Raw genomic sequence first — 15,691 nt, forward strand, 5'->3', positions numbered from 1 at the left:
CCCGCCGTGCTTCCGGCGCCGTCCATCTTCCGTCCATCTCCTTTTCGCCGACCGATTGTTCCGAGGCTCGCATGTCCGAATCCGCCCTGTCCGCGCCCATCCTGCCGCCCGCCACGCTGGGCATGTTGGGGGGAGGCCAGCTCGGCCGCTTCTTCGTCTCCGCGGCACACGAGATGGGGTACAAGGTCTGGGTGCTCGACCCTGACCCCCACAGTCCCGCCGGGCGTATCGCCGATTTCCATCTCGTCGCCGCCTATGACGACTATGCCGCGCTCGACCGCGTGGCGGCGGAGTGCGCCGCGGTGACCACCGAGTTCGAGAACGTGCCCGCCGCGACGCTGGACTATCTGGCGAAGTTCGTCCCGGTGCGACCCGGGGCAGCTGCCGTCGCGGTGTGTCAGAACCGCATCGAGGAAAAGGGTTTTCTGGCCGGCAACGGATTGCCGCACGGCCCATATGCCGCCATCCGCAGCGATGAGGATTTGCGCGCGGCCGACGCTGCGCTCTTTCCTGCAGTGCTTAAAGTGGCGCGCTTCGGCTACGACGGCAAGGGGCAGGCGCGGGTCGCCGACGTGGATGAGGCCCTGGCGGCCTTTCATCAGTTCAAGGGCGAGCCCTGCGTGCTGGAAAAGCTGCTCCGGCTCGACTTCGAGCTTTCGGTCGTGCTGGCGCGCGACGAGGCGGGCGCGGTGCGGTGTTTCCCGGCCGCCGAGAATCGTCACCGCCGCGGCATCCTGGATGTGACGATTGCGCCCGCGCAATCGGCCCCGGCCGGCCTGCGCGACGAAGCGCAGGTGGTCGCGGCGCGAATCGCGGAGCACCTCGACTATGTCGGAACGCTGGGGGTGGAGTTCTTTGTCTGCGAGGGCGTCCTCTACGTCAATGAGATGGCGCCGCGGCCGCACAACAGCGGCCATCACACCATCGACGCCTGCGACGTCAGCCAGTACGACCAACAGGTGCGCGCGCTGTGCGGGCTTCCGCTTGGCGTGCCGCGTCAGCACTCCGCCGCGGCGATGGTGAATCTGCTGGGCGAGCTGTGGTACGCCGACGGGCACGCCACAGGTGCCTACCGTGAACCGGACTGGCGAGTGCTCGCCGACGTGCCGGGCCTGAGGCTCCATCTGTACGGCAAGCACCACGCCCGCCCGGGGCGCAAGATGGGGCATTTCACGGTGGTGGGCGAGGATCAGGCGGCCGTGCTGGCGCAGGCCTTGCGTGCTCGCGGCGCGATCGGGGTGACTGACGAATGAGTCCGCTCGGCGTCGTGCCGGCGCAGGAAGACAACATCCAGAGTGCTGCGGAGGCGCTGCGCGCAGGCGAACTTGTCGGCCTGCCGACCGAAACCGTGTATGGGCTGGCGGCTGACGCGCGCAATCCTGTCGCGGTGCGCAGGATTTTTGCGGCGAAGGGACGGCCAGCAGATCATCCACTGATCGTGCACCTGCCCGCGCTCGATCAGCTGTCGCAGTGGGCGGCCGACGTTCCGGTTGAAGCCGTTGCGCTCGGCCGCGCCTTCTGGCCTGGCCCGCTGACGCTCATCCTCAAGCGCCAGCCGCTCGTTCCCGACGAAGTCACTGGTGGTCAGGATACGGTGGGCGTGCGGGTGCCCGCCCATCCGGCCGCGCTGGCGTTGCTTGCAGCCTTCGGGTCCGGGCTCGCGGCACCCAGTGCCAATCGCTTCGGGCGCATCAGCCCCACGACCGCGGCTCATGTGGCCGAAGAGTTGGGTGATGCGGTTGCGATGGTGATCGACGGCGGCGCGTGCGAGGTCGGCATCGAATCCACCATTCTCGATCTTTCCCGACTCGACACCTGCGGGCCGGTGATCCTGCGACCGGGTGCGATTTCCGCCGACGCGATTGCGGCGGTGATCGGCCAGCGTCCGCTGGGACGCGCCGAAAGCGAGGGGGCGGGCGGAGCGCAGGCGCCGCGGGTGGCGGGTGCGCTTGCCGCACACTACGCACCGCGTACGCCGATGCGCCTGGTCGAGCCCGCTGCCCTTGCCGACGAGGCGGGCCGGCAACTGGCCGCCGGTGTCCGCACCGGTGTGCTTGTGCGCGCGGGGGCATCGTTTCCGCGCGGCGTCACCGTGCGGATGGCGCCCACAGACGTCGAAGGTTACGCGCACGCGCTCTACGCAAACCTGCGTGATCTCGACGCGGCGGCGCTGGATCTCATCCTGGTTGAGGCAGTGCCGCTGGAGACGGCATGGGACGCGGTGCGCGACAGGTTGGGCCGTGCGGCGGTGGGGGCGGGTCTGGAACAGGACGAGACCTGAGAAAAAATGCGCGGCGGGCACTTCCCAATCGTCGGACTCTTGCCTATAATGCTCGCTCTTTCGGGCCGATAGCTCAGCTGGGAGAGCGCTGCGTTCGCAATGCAGAGGTCGGGAGTTCGATCCTCCTTCGGTCCACCAGAATTCCTCAAGCCCCGAGGCCAGTACGGCCGCCGGGGCTTTTTTGCGCCTGTCGCCCGCTGTGGGTGCCGCGCCGTCTGTCCGCGCATTGCCGCCGAGGCCGAAATTCGTTATAATCTCAAGCATTTGATAGCGGGATTGGCCCTTCGGGCTCGTCCCGTTTTTTCACATATGGGGGCGGCGGCTTGTGCCCCTGTTTTTTCGGCTGAACTCAGGAGTTTGTCGTGACTGCTTTCCCGCCCGCCCTTCTTGCGCTTGCCGACGGGACCGTCTTCTACGGCAAGGGTATCGGAGCGGTAGGCAGCACGGTTGGCGAAGTTGTTTTCAATACCTCCATGTCGGGCTACCAGGAAATCCTGACCGACCCGAGCTATTGCCGCCAGATCGTGACGCTTACCTATCCGCACATCGGCAACACCGGCGTCAATCGCGAGGACGTCGAGGCTGACCGTGTGCACGCGGCCGGGCTGGTCATTCGCGACCTTCCCATCCTGCCGTCCAACTTCCGCATGGATCAGCGCCTCGACGCCTACCTCAAGGCCGAGAACGTCGTAGCGATTGCCGGTCTCGATACCCGCAAGCTCACGCGCATCCTGCGCGAGAAGGGTGCGCAGGCCGGTTGCATCGTCACGGCGGCCGACGGCGCGCAGCTCAATGCCGAAGCGGCGGTGGCCGAGGCGCGCGCCTTCCCCGGGCTGGCCGGCATGGACCTCGCAAAGGTCGTCAGTGCCAAGGAGGCTTATCCCTGGCAGGAAGGCGAGTGGGTGCTTGGTGAAGGCTATGTGGCCCAAACCGAGCCGCGTTTCCATGTCGTGGCCTACGATTTCGGCGTCAAGCGCAACATCCTGCGCATGCTGGCGCAGCGCGGTTGCCGTCTGACGGTGGTGCCCGCCCAGACGCCGGCCAGCGTCGTGCTCGGGCTGAAGCCGGACGGCGTCTTCCTGTCCAACGGTCCTGGCGATCCGGAGCCCTGCGATTACGCGATCGAGGCGATCCGCGAAATCCTCGCCGCACGCGTGCCCACCTTCGGCATCTGTCTCGGCCACCAGTTGCTGGCGCTTGCCTCGGGCGGACGTACCGTCAAGATGAAGGCGGGGCACCACGGTGCCAACCATCCGGTGAAGGACGTCGATAGCGGTCAGGTCCTGATCACCAGTCAGAACCACGGTTTCGCGGTCGATGTCGCCAACCTGCCGTCCAATCTGCGCGTCACCCACGTGTCGCTGTTCGACGGCTCCAACCAGGGTATCGCCCGTACCGACGTGCCGGCCTTCTCCTTCCAGGGGCACCCGGAGGCGAGCCCCGGCCCGCACGACGTCGCCTACCTGTTCGACCGCTTCATCGGCTTGATGGAAGCGGCCAAGTAACACTGCATCCCCCGGCGGGCGCGGCCCGCCGTCCCAGATTTACAGAGGCAAGGCAATGCCGAAACGTACCGACATTAAGAGCATCCTGATCATCGGCGCTGGCCCGATCGTCATCGGTCAGGCGTGCGAGTTTGATTATTCCGGCGCCCAGGCCTGCAAGGCCCTGCGCGAGGAAGGCTACAAGGTCGTCCTGGTCAATTCGAACCCGGCGACGATCATGACCGACCCGGAAACGGCGGATGTGACCTATATCGAGCCGATCACCTGGCAGGTGGTCGAGCGCATCATCGAGAAGGAGCGCCCGGACGCCGTGCTCCCGACCATGGGCGGCCAGACCGCGCTCAACTGTGCGCTCGATCTGGCACGCCACGGCGTGCTGGAAAAGTACGGCGTCGAGTTGATCGGTGCCTCGGGCGAGGCGATCGACAAGGCCGAGGATCGCCTGAAGTTCAAGGACGCGATGACCAAGATCGGTCTCGGTTCGGCGCGCTCCGGCATTGCCCACAGCCTCGAAGAAGCGCTGCAGGTGCAAGGCGGCATCGGCTTTCCGGTGATCATCCGCCCGAGCTTCACGCTGGGCGGCACTGGCGGCGGCATCGCCTACAACATGGAAGAGTTCCATGACATCTGCAAGCGTGGGCTGGAGGCGAGCCCGACCAACGAACTGTTGATCGAAGAGTCGCTGCTCGGCTGGAAAGAGTACGAAATGGAGGTCGTGCGCGACCGCGCCGACAACTGCATCATCGTCTGCTCGATCGAGAACCTCGATCCGATGGGCGTGCACACCGGCGACTCCATCACCGTTGCCCCGGCCCAGACGCTGACCGACAAGGAATACCAGATCCTGCGCAACGCCTCGATCGCGGTGCTGCGCGAGATCGGCGTGGATACCGGCGGTTCCAACGTGCAGTTCGCGATCAATCCGAAGGACGGTCGGATGATCGTCATCGAGATGAACCCGCGCGTGTCGCGCTCCTCCGCGCTGGCCTCCAAGGCCACCGGCTTCCCGATCGCCAAGGTCGCCGCCAAGCTGGCGGTCGGCTACACGCTGGACGAGCTGAAGAACGACATCACCGGCGGCGCGACTCCGGCGTCCTTCGAGCCGTCGATCGACTACGTCGTCACCAAGATTCCGCGCTTCGCATTCGAGAAGTTCCCGGCGGCGAACGATCGCCTGACCACCCAGATGAAGTCGGTGGGTGAGGTCATGGCCATGGGTCGTACCTTCCAGGAGTCCTTCCAGAAGGCGCTGCGCGGGCTGGAAGTCGGTGTCTACGGACTGGACGAGGTCGAAGCCGACCGTGAGGACCTCGAGCACGAACTGGCCAACCCGGGCGCCCAGCGCATCTGGTACGTGGGTCAGGCCTTCCGTGAAGGCATGACGCAAGAGCAGGTGCACAACCTGACCAAGATCGACCCCTGGTTCCTCGCCCAGATCGAAGACATCGTTCTCACCGAGAAGTCGCTGGCCGGCCGTTCGCTGAAAGCGATGCAGGCCGCCGAACTGCGCGACCTGAAGAAGAAAGGGTTCTCCGACCGCCGCATCGCCAAGTTGCTCGGCACCGACGAAACCGCGGTGCGCCTGCAGCGCCACTCGCTCGGCGTGCGCCCGGTGTTCAAGCGTGTCGATACCTGCGCGGCCGAGTTCGCCACGTCCACCGCCTACATGTACTCCTCCTACGAGGAAGAGTGCGAGGCGCGCCCGACCGACAAGAAGAAGATCATGGTGCTCGGCGGCGGTCCGAACCGCATTGGCCAGGGCATCGAGTTCGACTACTGCTGCGTGCATGCGGCGCTCGCCCTGCGCGAGGACGGGTACGAGACCATCATGGTCAACTGCAACCCGGAAACCGTATCCACCGACTACGACACCTCGGACCGCCTCTACTTCGAGCCGATCACGCTCGAGGACATCCTCGAGATCGTGCACATCGAAAAGCCGGTCGGCGTGATCGTGCAGTTCGGTGGTCAGACCCCGCTCAAGCGCGCCCAGGCGCTGCAGGACAACGGCGTGCCCATCATCGGCACCAGCCCGGACATGATCGACGCCGCAGAAGACCGCGAGCGCTTCCAGAAGCTGCTCAACGACCTCGGCCTCAAGCAGCCGCCCAACCGCACCGCGCGCACGCCGGAAGCGGCGGTGCGCCTGGCGGCCGAAATCGGCTATCCGCTGGTGGTGCGTCCGTCCTACGTGCTGGGCGGCCGGGCGATGGAAATCGTCCATGAACAGAAGGACCTCGAGCGCTACATGCGCGAGGCGGTGAAGGTCTCCAACGAGTCGCCGGTGCTGCTCGACCGCTTCCTCAACGACGCCACCGAAGTCGACGTCGATGCGCTGTCCGACGGCGAGCAGGTCATCATCGGCGGCATCATGGAGCACATCGAACAGGCCGGCGTCCATTCGGGCGACTCCGCCTGCTCGCTGCCGCCCTACACGCTGTCGGCCAAGCTGCAGGACGAACTGCGCCGTCAGACCGAAGCGATGGCGCGTGCGCTCAATGTCGTCGGCCTGATGAACGTCCAGTTCGCCATCCAGGGTGAAGGCGACAACGCCGTGGTCTACGTGCTGGAAGTCAATCCGCGCGCTTCGCGTACCGTGCCGTTCGTTTCCAAGGCCTGCTCGCTGCCGCTGGCCAAGATTGCCGCGCGCTGCATGGCGGGCCAGAGCCTTGCGAGCCAGGGGGTGACGGGTGAGGTCATTCCGCCGTATTACTCGGTGAAGGAAGCGGTGTTCCCGTTCGTGAAGTTCCCGGGGGTCGATACCATCCTCGGGCCCGAGATGAAGTCCACCGGCGAGGTCATGGGCGTGGGCCGCAGCTTTGCCGAAGCCTTCGTCAAGAGCCAGCTCGCGGCGAGCATCCGGTTGCCGACTTCCGGCGCCGCGTTCATCAGCGTGAAGCCGACCGACCGTCCGGCCGCCGTGGAAGTCGCGCGCGAACTGCACGAACTCGGGTTCAGCTTGGTGGCCACCAAGGGTACCGGCGCTGCGCTGGAGGCCGCCGGTCTGCCGGTGACCGCGGTGAACAAGGTCAACGAAGGCCGCCCGCACGTGGTCGACATGATCAAGAACAACGAGATTGCGCTGGTCATCAATACCGTTGAGGAAAAGCGCCAGGCGATCAACGACTCCCGCTCGATCCGCACCTCGGCGCTCGCGGCCAAGGTTACCGTCTATACCACCATCGAGGGTGCCCGCGCCGCCTGCATGGGCATGCGCCACCTTTCCGGGCTTGAAGTGTATGCGGTGCAGGATCTGCACAACGAACTGAAGCAGATCGCATGAACAAGACCCCACTGACCATTGCCGGCGCCGAGAAGTTGCGTCTGGAACTGCATCGACTGAAGACCGTCGATCGTCCTAACGTGATCGCCGCGATCGCGGAAGCCCGTTCGCACGGCGACCTCTCTGAGAACGCCGAATACGACGCCGCGAAGGAGCGCCAGGGCTTCATCGAGGGCCGGATCGCGGAGGTGGAGGGCAAGCTCGCGAACGCGCAGATCATCGACCCGACCTTGCTCGATGCCGACGGTCGGTGCGTTTTCGGTGCCACCGTCGAACTGGAGGACATGGACTCGGGCCAGGTCGTGACCTACCAGATCGTCGGCGAGGACGAGGCGGACATCAAGGAGTTCAAGATCTCCGTCAGCTCGCCGATTGCCCGCGCGTTGATCGGCAAGTACGCGGGTGATATTGCCGAGGTGCAGGCGCCGGGCGGCATCCGCGAGTACGAGATCATCGACGTCCGCTACATCTGAGGCAGCAGGTGATGAGGACGGTCGCGGCCGATGTTGCTACTGTCCTGATCGTCCTGTGGGTCGGCGCGATGTGGGCGATCGGCTACCTGGTCGCGCCGGTATTGTTTGCATCCTTGCCAGACCGGATGCTGGCGGGTGAAGTGGCGGGGCGCCTGTTTCACCTGTTGGGGTGGGGCGGGCTGGCCATCGGCGGCTATCTGCTGATCTTTCTGGGTGTTGCGCACCGCTGTCGGGGCGCGGCCAGGCGGGTTGCCGTGCTTGTATCGCTGCTGCTGTTGATGGCGGCCGCGCAGCACTTTGCTCTGCAACCGCGGATGGCGGCGCTCAAGCTTGAAGCCGGTGGGGACGTTCTTTCGGGCGTGCAGCGCGATTCGTTTGCCCGGCTCCATGCGGTGTCGGGCGTGCTGTACCTGATGCAGAGCCTCGGTGGCGTGGTGCTGGTGCTGCTGTGGCGCCGGCTGCCGGCCTCGCAGCTCCGGTGAGGCCGGCGCGTCGGAAGACGCCGTCTACCGTCAGCGATTTCGACCCAAGCCGCCCAGCGTTCTTCCGCCGGGTGTGCGACTTGGGGCGCGGCGTTTTTCCGCGGCGGCTTTCGAAAGGGCGGCGCGCCGGGCAGACGCCGCGAAGGCAGCCGCAGACTTGGCCGTCGCGGCTCGGGGTGCCCGCTTGGTGGCCTCGCCTGCCGTCCTGGAACGCTCCTCCTCGCGGCGTTCGCGCCAGACGACGAGGATGTTTCCGATATGCTGGACGGCGGCCGCACCGAGCTTGTCGCACAATTCCACCATCAAGGCTTCGCGTTGGTCGCGTTCGGTGCCCTGGACGCGGACCTTGATCAGTTCGTGCGCTTGAAGTGCGCGCTCGAGTTCTGCAACGACGGCGGGCGCAAGGCCATTGCCGGCTACCGTGACAACCGGATTGAGGTGGTGGGCGCTGGCGCGCAGTTCGCGGCGCCGGGCGGGCGTGAGCTGGATCATCGATTTTTTCTCCGTGGGGCGGGGATTCTACTCTCTTAGGCAAATGAAGCGGAACAAGACCAGCAAGGCGTGGATGCACGAGCATCTGAACGACACCTACGTGCAACGCGCGAATGCCGAGGGATACCGTGCGCGCGCCGCGTACAAGTTGATGGAGATCGACGAGCGGGACCGGCTGTTGAGACCAGGGCGCGTCGTTGTCGACCTTGGCGCTGCGCCGGGGTCGTGGTGTCAGGTGGCGCGCCAGCGTGTCGGTTCCGATGGGCGAGTGCTTGCGCTGGACATTCTCCCGATGGACCCGGTCCCCGGCGTGGATTTCCTCCAGGGCGATTTCACCGAGGACGCGGTTCTGGCGGAACTCGAATCTCGCCTCGCCGGTGCGGCGGTAGACCTTGTGCTTTCAGACATGGCCCCCAACTTGTCCGGTGTGGCAACGGTCGATCAGGCGCGCTCCATTTACTTGTGCGAACTCGCGCTGGATTTCGCCCGGCGACATCTCAAGCCCGGCGGTCAGTTCCTGGTGAAGGTGTTTCAGGGGGAAGGCTTCATGGGATTCCGCAAGGCCATGGACGAAGTGTTCCTTTCGGTTCAGGTTCGCAAGCCGAAGGCGTCGCGGGACCGCAGTGCGGAGGTCTATCTGCTAGGCGTCGGTTTGCGCTGATTTCCGCGTGCTTAATAGGGTTTGACAATCGTTCCCATTGGTTTGCGGGTGGGAACGATCCCCTCTAGAATGGGTCCATCGAACGCACGCCCTATTGGGGCTTTCGGGGTAAGACGTTGAACAATCTCTTCAAGAATCTCGCGATCTGGATGGTCATCGGCGTGGTGCTGATGACCGTATTCAACCAGTTCAATGCGCGCCAGGCTGCGCCCAATACCATGGAATATTCCCAATTCATGGAAGAGGCCAAGGCCGGGCGTATTTCGAAGGTGGTCGTCGATGGCCGCGTGGTCAAGGCGACCACGCAGGAAGGGCGGTCGCTCACGATCTATACCCCGGGTAACCAGGATTTGTGGATGGTGTCCGACCTGATGCGCTTCGGGGTGGCGGTGAGTGCGGCAAAGCCGGAAGAAGAGCAGTCTTTCCTCACCAGCATCTTTGTTTCCTGGTTCCCGATGCTGCTGCTGATCGGCGTGTGGATTTTCTTCATGCGCCAGATGCAGGGCGGTGGTAAGGGTGGGGCGTTTTCCTTCGGCAAGAGCAAGGCCCGCATGCTTGACGAATCGGCGAACTCCGTGACGTTTGCCGACGTTGCCGGCTGCGATGAGGCCAAGGAGGAAGTCGCCGAACTGGTCGAATTCCTGCGCGACCCGTCCAAGTTCCAGAAGCTGGGCGGCCGCATTCCCAAGGGCGTGTTGATGGTGGGCTCCCCCGGCACCGGCAAGACCTTGCTCGCCAAGGCGATCGCGGGTGAGGCCAAGGTGCCGTTCTTCTCGATTTCCGGTTCCGACTTCGTCGAAATGTTCGTTGGCGTGGGCGCCGCCCGCGTTCGCGACATGTTCGAACAGGCCAAGAAGCACGCACCGTGCATCATCTTCATCGACGAAATCGATGCCGTGGGTCGCCAACGTGGGGCCGGCATGGGTGGCGGCAACGATGAGCGCGAACAGACGCTGAACCAGTTGCTGGTCGAGATGGATGGTTTCGAAGGTCAGACCGGCGTGATCGTGATTGCCGCGACCAACCGTCCGGACGTTCTCGACCCGGCCTTGCTGCGTCCGGGCCGGTTTGACCGCCAGGTGGTTGTTTCCCTGCCGGACATCCGCGGCCGCGAGCAGATCCTCAAGGTGCATATGCGCAAGGTGCCGATCGCGCCGGACGTCGATCCGCAGGTGCTGGCGCGGGGCACGCCGGGTTTTGCGGGTGCGGACCTTGCCAACCTTGTTAACGAAGCTGCCCTGTTTGCCGCGCGCAGTAACAAGCGCCTGGTGGACATGGAGGACTTCGAGCGCGCCAAGGACAAGATCATGATGGGCGCCGAACGGCGTTCGGTGGTCATGCCCGAAGAGGAGCGCCGCAATACTGCCTACCATGAGTCCGGCCACGCCGTGGTCGCGAAGCTGCTCGACCGTACCGACCCGGTGCACAAGGTAACGATCATCCCGCGCGGCCGGGCGCTGGGCGTAACGATGCAGTTGCCGACGGAAGACCGCTATAGCCAGGATCGCGAGCGTCTGCTGCAGACGATTACCGTCCTGTTCGGCGGGCGTATCGCCGAAGAGATCTTCATGAAACAGATGACCACTGGAGCGTCGAACGACTTCCAGCGGGCCACCGACCTTGCGCGCCGGATGGTGACGCAATGGGGTATGTCGGACACTTTGGGGCCCATGGTGTACGGCGAGGAAGAGGGCGAGATTTTTCTGGGTCGTCAGGTGACGACGCACCGGAACGTGTCCGAAGCCACAATGCAGAAGGTGGATGCTGAAATCCGGCGTATCGTCGATCAGCAGTATGCGCTGGCGCGCCGGCTGATCGAGGAGAACAGCGACAAGGTCGAAGCGATGACGCGGGCGCTGCTGGAGTGGGAAACCATTGATGCCGAGCAGGTCAGCGACATCATGGCTGGGCGCCCGCCGCGGGCACCGAAGCCGGCCAGCCCGCCACTACCCCGCTCGCGTGACGACTCTCCCGGGGCCGCGCCGACGGCGGCTGCTCCTGCAGCCTGACAGCGGGAGCACAGTCTTCTTCCGGGCCGGTGAAAACCGGCCTTTTCTTTTGCAGGGAAAAATGCCGAATTTCGTATGCGGTCGGTTTGAACTCGATCTGACGCAGCCACGCATCATGGCCATCATCAACGTGACCGATGATTCATTCTCGGGTGATGGCTTGAGAGGAAATCTGGACGGGGCCTTGAATAAGGCGGAGCGCGCCCTGGCCGAAGGGGCGGATATCCTCGACCTCGGCGCGGAGTCCACCCGTCCGGGCAGTGATCCGGTACCCGAGCAGCAGGAGATCGACCGGCTGGTACCGCTTATCGAGGCCTTGCAGGGCTGCGGTGTGCCGCTATCGGTGGACACGCTGAAGCCTTCGGTGATGCGCGCCGCGCTTGCTGCAGGTGCGGACCTGATCAACGACGTCAACGGATTCCGGGCGGAAGGCGCGGTCGAGGCTGTGGCGGCCGGCACAGCGGGGCTCTGCGTGATGCACATGCAGGGCGAACCGCGGACGATGCAGCAGGCGCCCCAGTACGCCAATGTCGTCGATGAGGTCGGCGCCTTTCTGGTTCAGCGAACGGAAGTGCTCCTGCGGGCAGGAGTCCGTCGCGAGCGGGTGTTGCTGGATCCCGGATTCGGTTTCGGCAAGAGCACCGAGCACAACCTGGCCCTGGTTCGCGGACTCGGGGTGCTTCGTGATCTCGGCTACCCGTTGTTGGTGGGTTTGTCGCGCAAGAGTCTGTTGGGCGCGATCACCGGCAAGCCGGTGGAGGCGCGTGGTCCGGCCAGTGTGGCTGCGGCGCTGATGGCGGTTCAGCACGGCGCCGCGATCGTTCGTGTGCACGATGTGGCGCCGACCCGCGATGCACTCGCGGTGTGGCAAGCAATGTCATAATCCGCGCTTCTAAAAAAGCGGATTGGGGGCGGCATGGCGCGGAAGTACTTCGGGACCGACGGGGTCCGTGGACGGGTTGGCGAGTTGCCCATCACGCCCGAGTTCGTGATGCGCCTCGGCTATGCTGCGGGTGTGACGCTGGTCGCGCGCGAACACCTGCCGGCAGGCGAACGGCCGGCAATCCTGATCGGCAAAGACACCCGCGTGTCAGGCTACATGCTGGAGGCGGCTTTGCAGGCGGGATTCGCTGCTGCCGGCGTGGATGTCCTGCTTGCCGGCCCGATTCCGACGCCGGCGGTGGCCTATCTCACACGTGCCCTTCGTCTTCAGGCGGGCGTGGTGATCTCCGCCTCGCACAACCCGTTCTACGATAACGGGATCAAGTTCTTTTCCGCGGGTGGGGCCAAGCTGCCCGACGCCGTGGAAGCCGAAATCGAAGAGCGCATCGGCGAGCCCATGGGATGTGCCGAATCGGCGCGGCTCGGGCGTGCGCGTCGGATTGGCGACGCCGCAGGTCGTTATATCGAATTCTGCAAGAGCAGTTTTCCCAACGAACTCGATCTGCGCGGCCTGCGCATTGCGCTCGATTGCGCACACGGTGCGGCCTATCACATTGCCCCCAACGTCTTCCACGAACTGGGCGCGGAAGTCATATCGGTGGGGGTGGACCCGAACGGGCTCAACATCAACGACGGTGTGGGAGCAACACGTCCGGAGAATCTGCGCCAGGCGGTCCTGTCGCACGGCGCCGATCTCGGCATCGCGCTTGATGGGGACGGAGACCGCCTGATCATGGTGGACCGCCAGGGCGAAATCTACGATGGCGACAAGCTGTTGTACGTCATCGCAAGCGCGCGCGCTGCGGAAGGTCGGCTGGATGGCGTGGTTGGAACGCTGATGAGCAATCTCGGCTTCGAGCATGCGCTTGAACGTCGCGGTGTTGCGTTCGCCCGTGCCAAAGTGGGGGACCGCTATGTGCTCGAGATGCTCCACGAGCGCGGGTGGAAGATCGGCGGGGAGAATTCGGGCCACATCATCTGTCTCGACTGCCACACGACGGGCGACGGGATCATATCCGCACTGCAGGTGCTCGCGGCGCTCAAGCACAGGGAGATGTCACTGTCCGAGGCGTGCAAGGATCTCGTGTTCTACCCGCAGCGGCTGATCAACGTGCGCTTGCCCGCCGGCTTCGACTGGAAGGCCGACGCACGAATCGCGCAGACCGCTGCCGACGCCGAGCGCACGCTGGGCGACACCGGCCGCGTGCTGTTGAGGCCATCGGGTACGGAACCGTTGTTGCGGGTGATGGTGGAAGGCCGGGATGAGCAACTGGTGGAAAGCCTGGCACGGGGCATTGCGGGTGCGGTGGAGCTGGCTGTGGCGGGGTAGGCGGCCCATTGGGGGAATTGGCGGCGGACGTTTCTTAAGCTAAGAAGACATGAAACGTGACCGTAACAAAGCCTTGCTATCGTGCCCGCTCGCTTCCCTACAAGAGGTTGTCATGATCCGTTTCTCGAAGAAGTTGGCCGTCCTCGCGTCGTCCGTGCTGTTGGCCGCGAGCGGCGTGCAGGCCGCTGAAATCACCGGTGCCGGCGCGTCCTTCCCCGCTCCGATCTACGCGAAGTGGGCGGATGCCTACCAGAAGGCCACCGGAAACAAGGTCAACTATCAGTCGATCGGCTCGGGCGGCGGTATTCGTCAGATCAATGCGAAGACCGTGGACTTCGGTGCTTCGGACATGCCGCTCAAGGGCGAAGAGCTGGCGAAGGGCGGTCTGCAGCAGTTTCCGACCGTGATCGGCGGCGTGGTGCCGGTGGTGAACCTGCCCGGCATCAAGGCCGGCGAGATGAAGCTCACGGGCCAGCTGCTGGCCGACATCTATCAAGGCAAGATCGTCAACTGGAACGACAAGGCGATCGCCGCGCTCAATCCCGGCCTGACGCTGCCGGACCAGGCGATCGGCGTGGTTCGCCGCGCTGACGGCTCCGGCACCACTTTCGTCTTCACCAACTACCTCTCCAAGGTTTCGCCGGAGTGGAAGGAAAAGATCGGCGAAGGCTCCGCCGTGCAGTGGCCGGTTGGGCTGGGTGGCAAGGGTAACGAGGGCGTTTCCGCCTTCGTGCAGCGTCTCCCGGGTGCCATCGGCTACGTGGAGTACGCCTACGCCAAGCAGAACAAGCTGGCTTACACGCTGCTGCAGAACAAGGCCGGTGAGTTCGTTTCGCCCACGGATGACTCGTTTGCCGCCGCCGCCGCGGGTGCGGACTGGACCAAGTCGAACTTCTACGAAATCCTGACCGAGCAGCCCGCCAAGGCGTCCTGGCCGATCACTGCAGCAACTTTCATCCTGATGCATCAGCAGCAGGACAAGCCGCAGCAGGCCGCGGAAGTGCTGAAGTTCTTCGAATGGGCGTTCAAGAATGGTGGCAATATGGCGGCCGAACTTGATTATGTTCCGCTGCCGGCGCCGACCGTGAAGCTGATCCGCACCTCGTGGGGTCAGATGAAGGACGCCTCGGGCAAACCGGTCTTCGCTGAGTAAGCGAGCGCGCGACGTGGTTCTCCCTGTCCAGAAGCCAGAGGCCGAAGAGGCCTTTGGCCTGAATATTTCGGCGGGCGGTGTTCCGGCGGCGGTGTCCAGCGGAGCGAGCATGCGGCCCACCCAATTCAAGACCTCTTCGGCAACGAAGTTCGGCGATGGCGTATTTGCCCTGTCGGCACGCTTCTTCGCCGTTCTGACCCTCGCCCTGCTGGCGGGGATCATCGTCGCGCTGACCTATGCCTCGTGGCCCAGCCTCGAAGCATTCGGTATCGGCTTTCTGTTCTCCTCCGAATGGAATCCGCCGATGGAGCGCTTCGGCGCGCTGATCCCGATCTACGGCACGCTCGTGAGTTCCGGGATCGCGCTGCTGATCGCTGTGCCGGTCAGCTTCGGGATTGCGCTGTTCCTGACCGAGTTGTCGCCGCTGTGGTTGCGTCGTCCGCTGGGGACGGCCATCGAGCTGCTCGCCGCCATTCCCAGCATCGTCTACGGGATGTGGGGCCTGCTGGTTTTCGCGCCGATCTTCGCCAAGTACGTCCAACCCGCGCTGCAGTCGGTGCTCGGTCCCTTGCCGATCGTCGGGAAGCTCTTCATGGGGCCGCCGCTGGGCATCGGTCTGCTGTCGGCCGGGATCATCCTTGCCATCATGATCATTCCGTACATCGCTTCGGTGATGCGGGACGTCTTCGAAGTGACGCCGGCCATGCTCAAGGAATCCGCGTACGGGGTCGGTTGCACCACCTGGGAGGTGATGTGGCGGGTGGTTCTCCCCTACACGAAGACTGGCGTTATCGGCGGGGTGATGCTGGGTCTGGGGCGTGCGCTGGGTGAAACCATGGCGGTCACCTTCGTCATCGGCAACACGAACTTCCTCAATTCCGCTTCGCTGTTCGATCCCGGCAACAGCATCACATCTGCGCTCGCCAACGAGTTTGCGGAAGCAGATCCCGGTCTTCACACCGCTGCGCTGATGGAACTCGGCCTGATCCTTTTCGCGATCACGCTCATCGTGCTGGTGGTGTCGAAACTTCTGCTGCTTCGGTTGGCGCAGGGCGAAGGTGCAAAGAGCTGAGTGATCAC

The 15,691-nt window shown here is 64.6% G+C and carries 13 protein-coding genes and 1 tRNA gene; 13 read left to right on the forward strand and 1 reads right to left on the reverse strand.

Features of this window, described 5'->3' with window-relative positions:
• Positions 1-71: 71 nt before the first annotated feature.
• From dqs_RS07365 to dqs_RS07395, 7 genes are all read left to right on the forward strand, one after another.
• Positions 72-1,253 carry a 5-(carboxyamino)imidazole ribonucleotide synthase gene (locus dqs_RS07365; protein ID WP_065340077.1) on the forward strand — a complete coding sequence of 394 codons (1,182 nt, stop codon included), beginning with the start codon at positions 72-74 and terminating at the stop codon, positions 1,251-1,253.
• Entirely contained in the window at positions 1,250-2,281 is a 1,032-nt protein-coding gene (locus dqs_RS07370; protein ID WP_065340078.1) for an L-threonylcarbamoyladenylate synthase, read from the forward strand. Before dqs_RS07365 ends, dqs_RS07370 begins: the two co-directional genes overlap by 4 nt.
• A gap of 62 nt (positions 2,282-2,343) precedes the next feature.
• Positions 2,344-2,419, forward strand: a tRNA-Ala gene (locus tag dqs_RS07375).
• Positions 2,420-2,643: 224 nt separating this feature from the next.
• Complete coding sequence (carA, locus tag dqs_RS07380; RefSeq protein ID WP_065340079.1) at positions 2,644-3,786, forward strand: glutamine-hydrolyzing carbamoyl-phosphate synthase small subunit; 1,143 nt, start codon at positions 2,644-2,646, stop codon at positions 3,784-3,786.
• 55 nt (positions 3,787-3,841) lie between these two features.
• Positions 3,842-7,069 (forward strand): carbamoyl-phosphate synthase large subunit, encoded by a 3,228-nt coding sequence (gene carB / locus dqs_RS07385; protein ID WP_011765115.1) that lies wholly within the window; start codon positions 3,842-3,844, stop codon positions 7,067-7,069.
• Positions 7,066-7,542 carry a transcription elongation factor GreA gene (gene greA, locus dqs_RS07390; RefSeq protein ID WP_011765116.1) on the forward strand — a complete coding sequence of 159 codons (477 nt, stop codon included), beginning with the start codon at positions 7,066-7,068 and terminating at the stop codon, positions 7,540-7,542. The genes carB and greA overlap by 4 nt, the downstream gene beginning before the upstream one ends.
• Before the next feature lie 11 nt (positions 7,543-7,553).
• Positions 7,554-8,024, forward strand: a complete 471-nt coding sequence (locus dqs_RS07395) for a DUF4149 domain-containing protein (protein ID WP_065340080.1) — start codon at positions 7,554-7,556, stop codon at positions 8,022-8,024.
• A gap of 30 nt (positions 8,025-8,054) precedes the next feature.
• On the opposite strand, the gene dqs_RS20470 is transcribed toward dqs_RS07395, so the two are convergent.
• Positions 8,055-8,516 (reverse strand): YhbY family RNA-binding protein, encoded by a 462-nt coding sequence (locus tag dqs_RS20470; protein ID WP_011765118.1) that lies wholly within the window; start codon positions 8,514-8,516, stop codon positions 8,055-8,057.
• Between the two features lie 43 nt (positions 8,517-8,559).
• Here dqs_RS20470 and rlmE point away from each other — a divergent pair, with 43 nt between their 5' ends.
• From rlmE to pstC, 6 genes are all read left to right on the forward strand, one after another.
• Entirely contained in the window at positions 8,560-9,177 is a 618-nt protein-coding gene (gene rlmE / locus dqs_RS07405) for a 23S rRNA (uridine(2552)-2'-O)-methyltransferase RlmE (RefSeq protein WP_065340081.1), read from the forward strand.
• Between the two features lie 116 nt (positions 9,178-9,293).
• Positions 9,294-11,186: an ATP-dependent zinc metalloprotease FtsH gene (gene ftsH / locus dqs_RS07410; RefSeq protein ID WP_011765120.1), complete on the forward strand. Its 1,893-nt coding sequence runs from the start codon at positions 9,294-9,296 to the stop codon at positions 11,184-11,186.
• 61 nt (positions 11,187-11,247) lie between these two features.
• Positions 11,248-12,069, forward strand: coding sequence for a dihydropteroate synthase (folP, locus tag dqs_RS07415; protein ID WP_065340082.1), 822 nt, complete (start codon positions 11,248-11,250; stop codon positions 12,067-12,069).
• Between the two features lie 33 nt (positions 12,070-12,102).
• Positions 12,103-13,458: a phosphoglucosamine mutase gene (glmM, locus tag dqs_RS07420; protein WP_065340083.1), complete on the forward strand. Its 1,356-nt coding sequence runs from the start codon at positions 12,103-12,105 to the stop codon at positions 13,456-13,458.
• Positions 13,459-13,507: 49 nt separating this feature from the next.
• Complete coding sequence (pstS, locus tag dqs_RS07425; RefSeq protein WP_232502228.1) at positions 13,508-14,611, forward strand: phosphate ABC transporter substrate-binding protein PstS; 1,104 nt, start codon at positions 13,508-13,510, stop codon at positions 14,609-14,611.
• 13 nt (positions 14,612-14,624) lie between these two features.
• Positions 14,625-15,683 (forward strand): phosphate ABC transporter permease PstC, encoded by a 1,059-nt coding sequence (gene pstC, locus dqs_RS07430; RefSeq protein ID WP_232502229.1) that lies wholly within the window; start codon positions 14,625-14,627, stop codon positions 15,681-15,683.
• Positions 15,684-15,691: the final 8 nt, after the last annotated feature.

It is taken from the genome of Azoarcus olearius (assembly GCF_001682385.1).
Classification (GTDB): Bacteria; Pseudomonadota; Gammaproteobacteria; order Burkholderiales; family Rhodocyclaceae; genus Azoarcus; species Azoarcus olearius.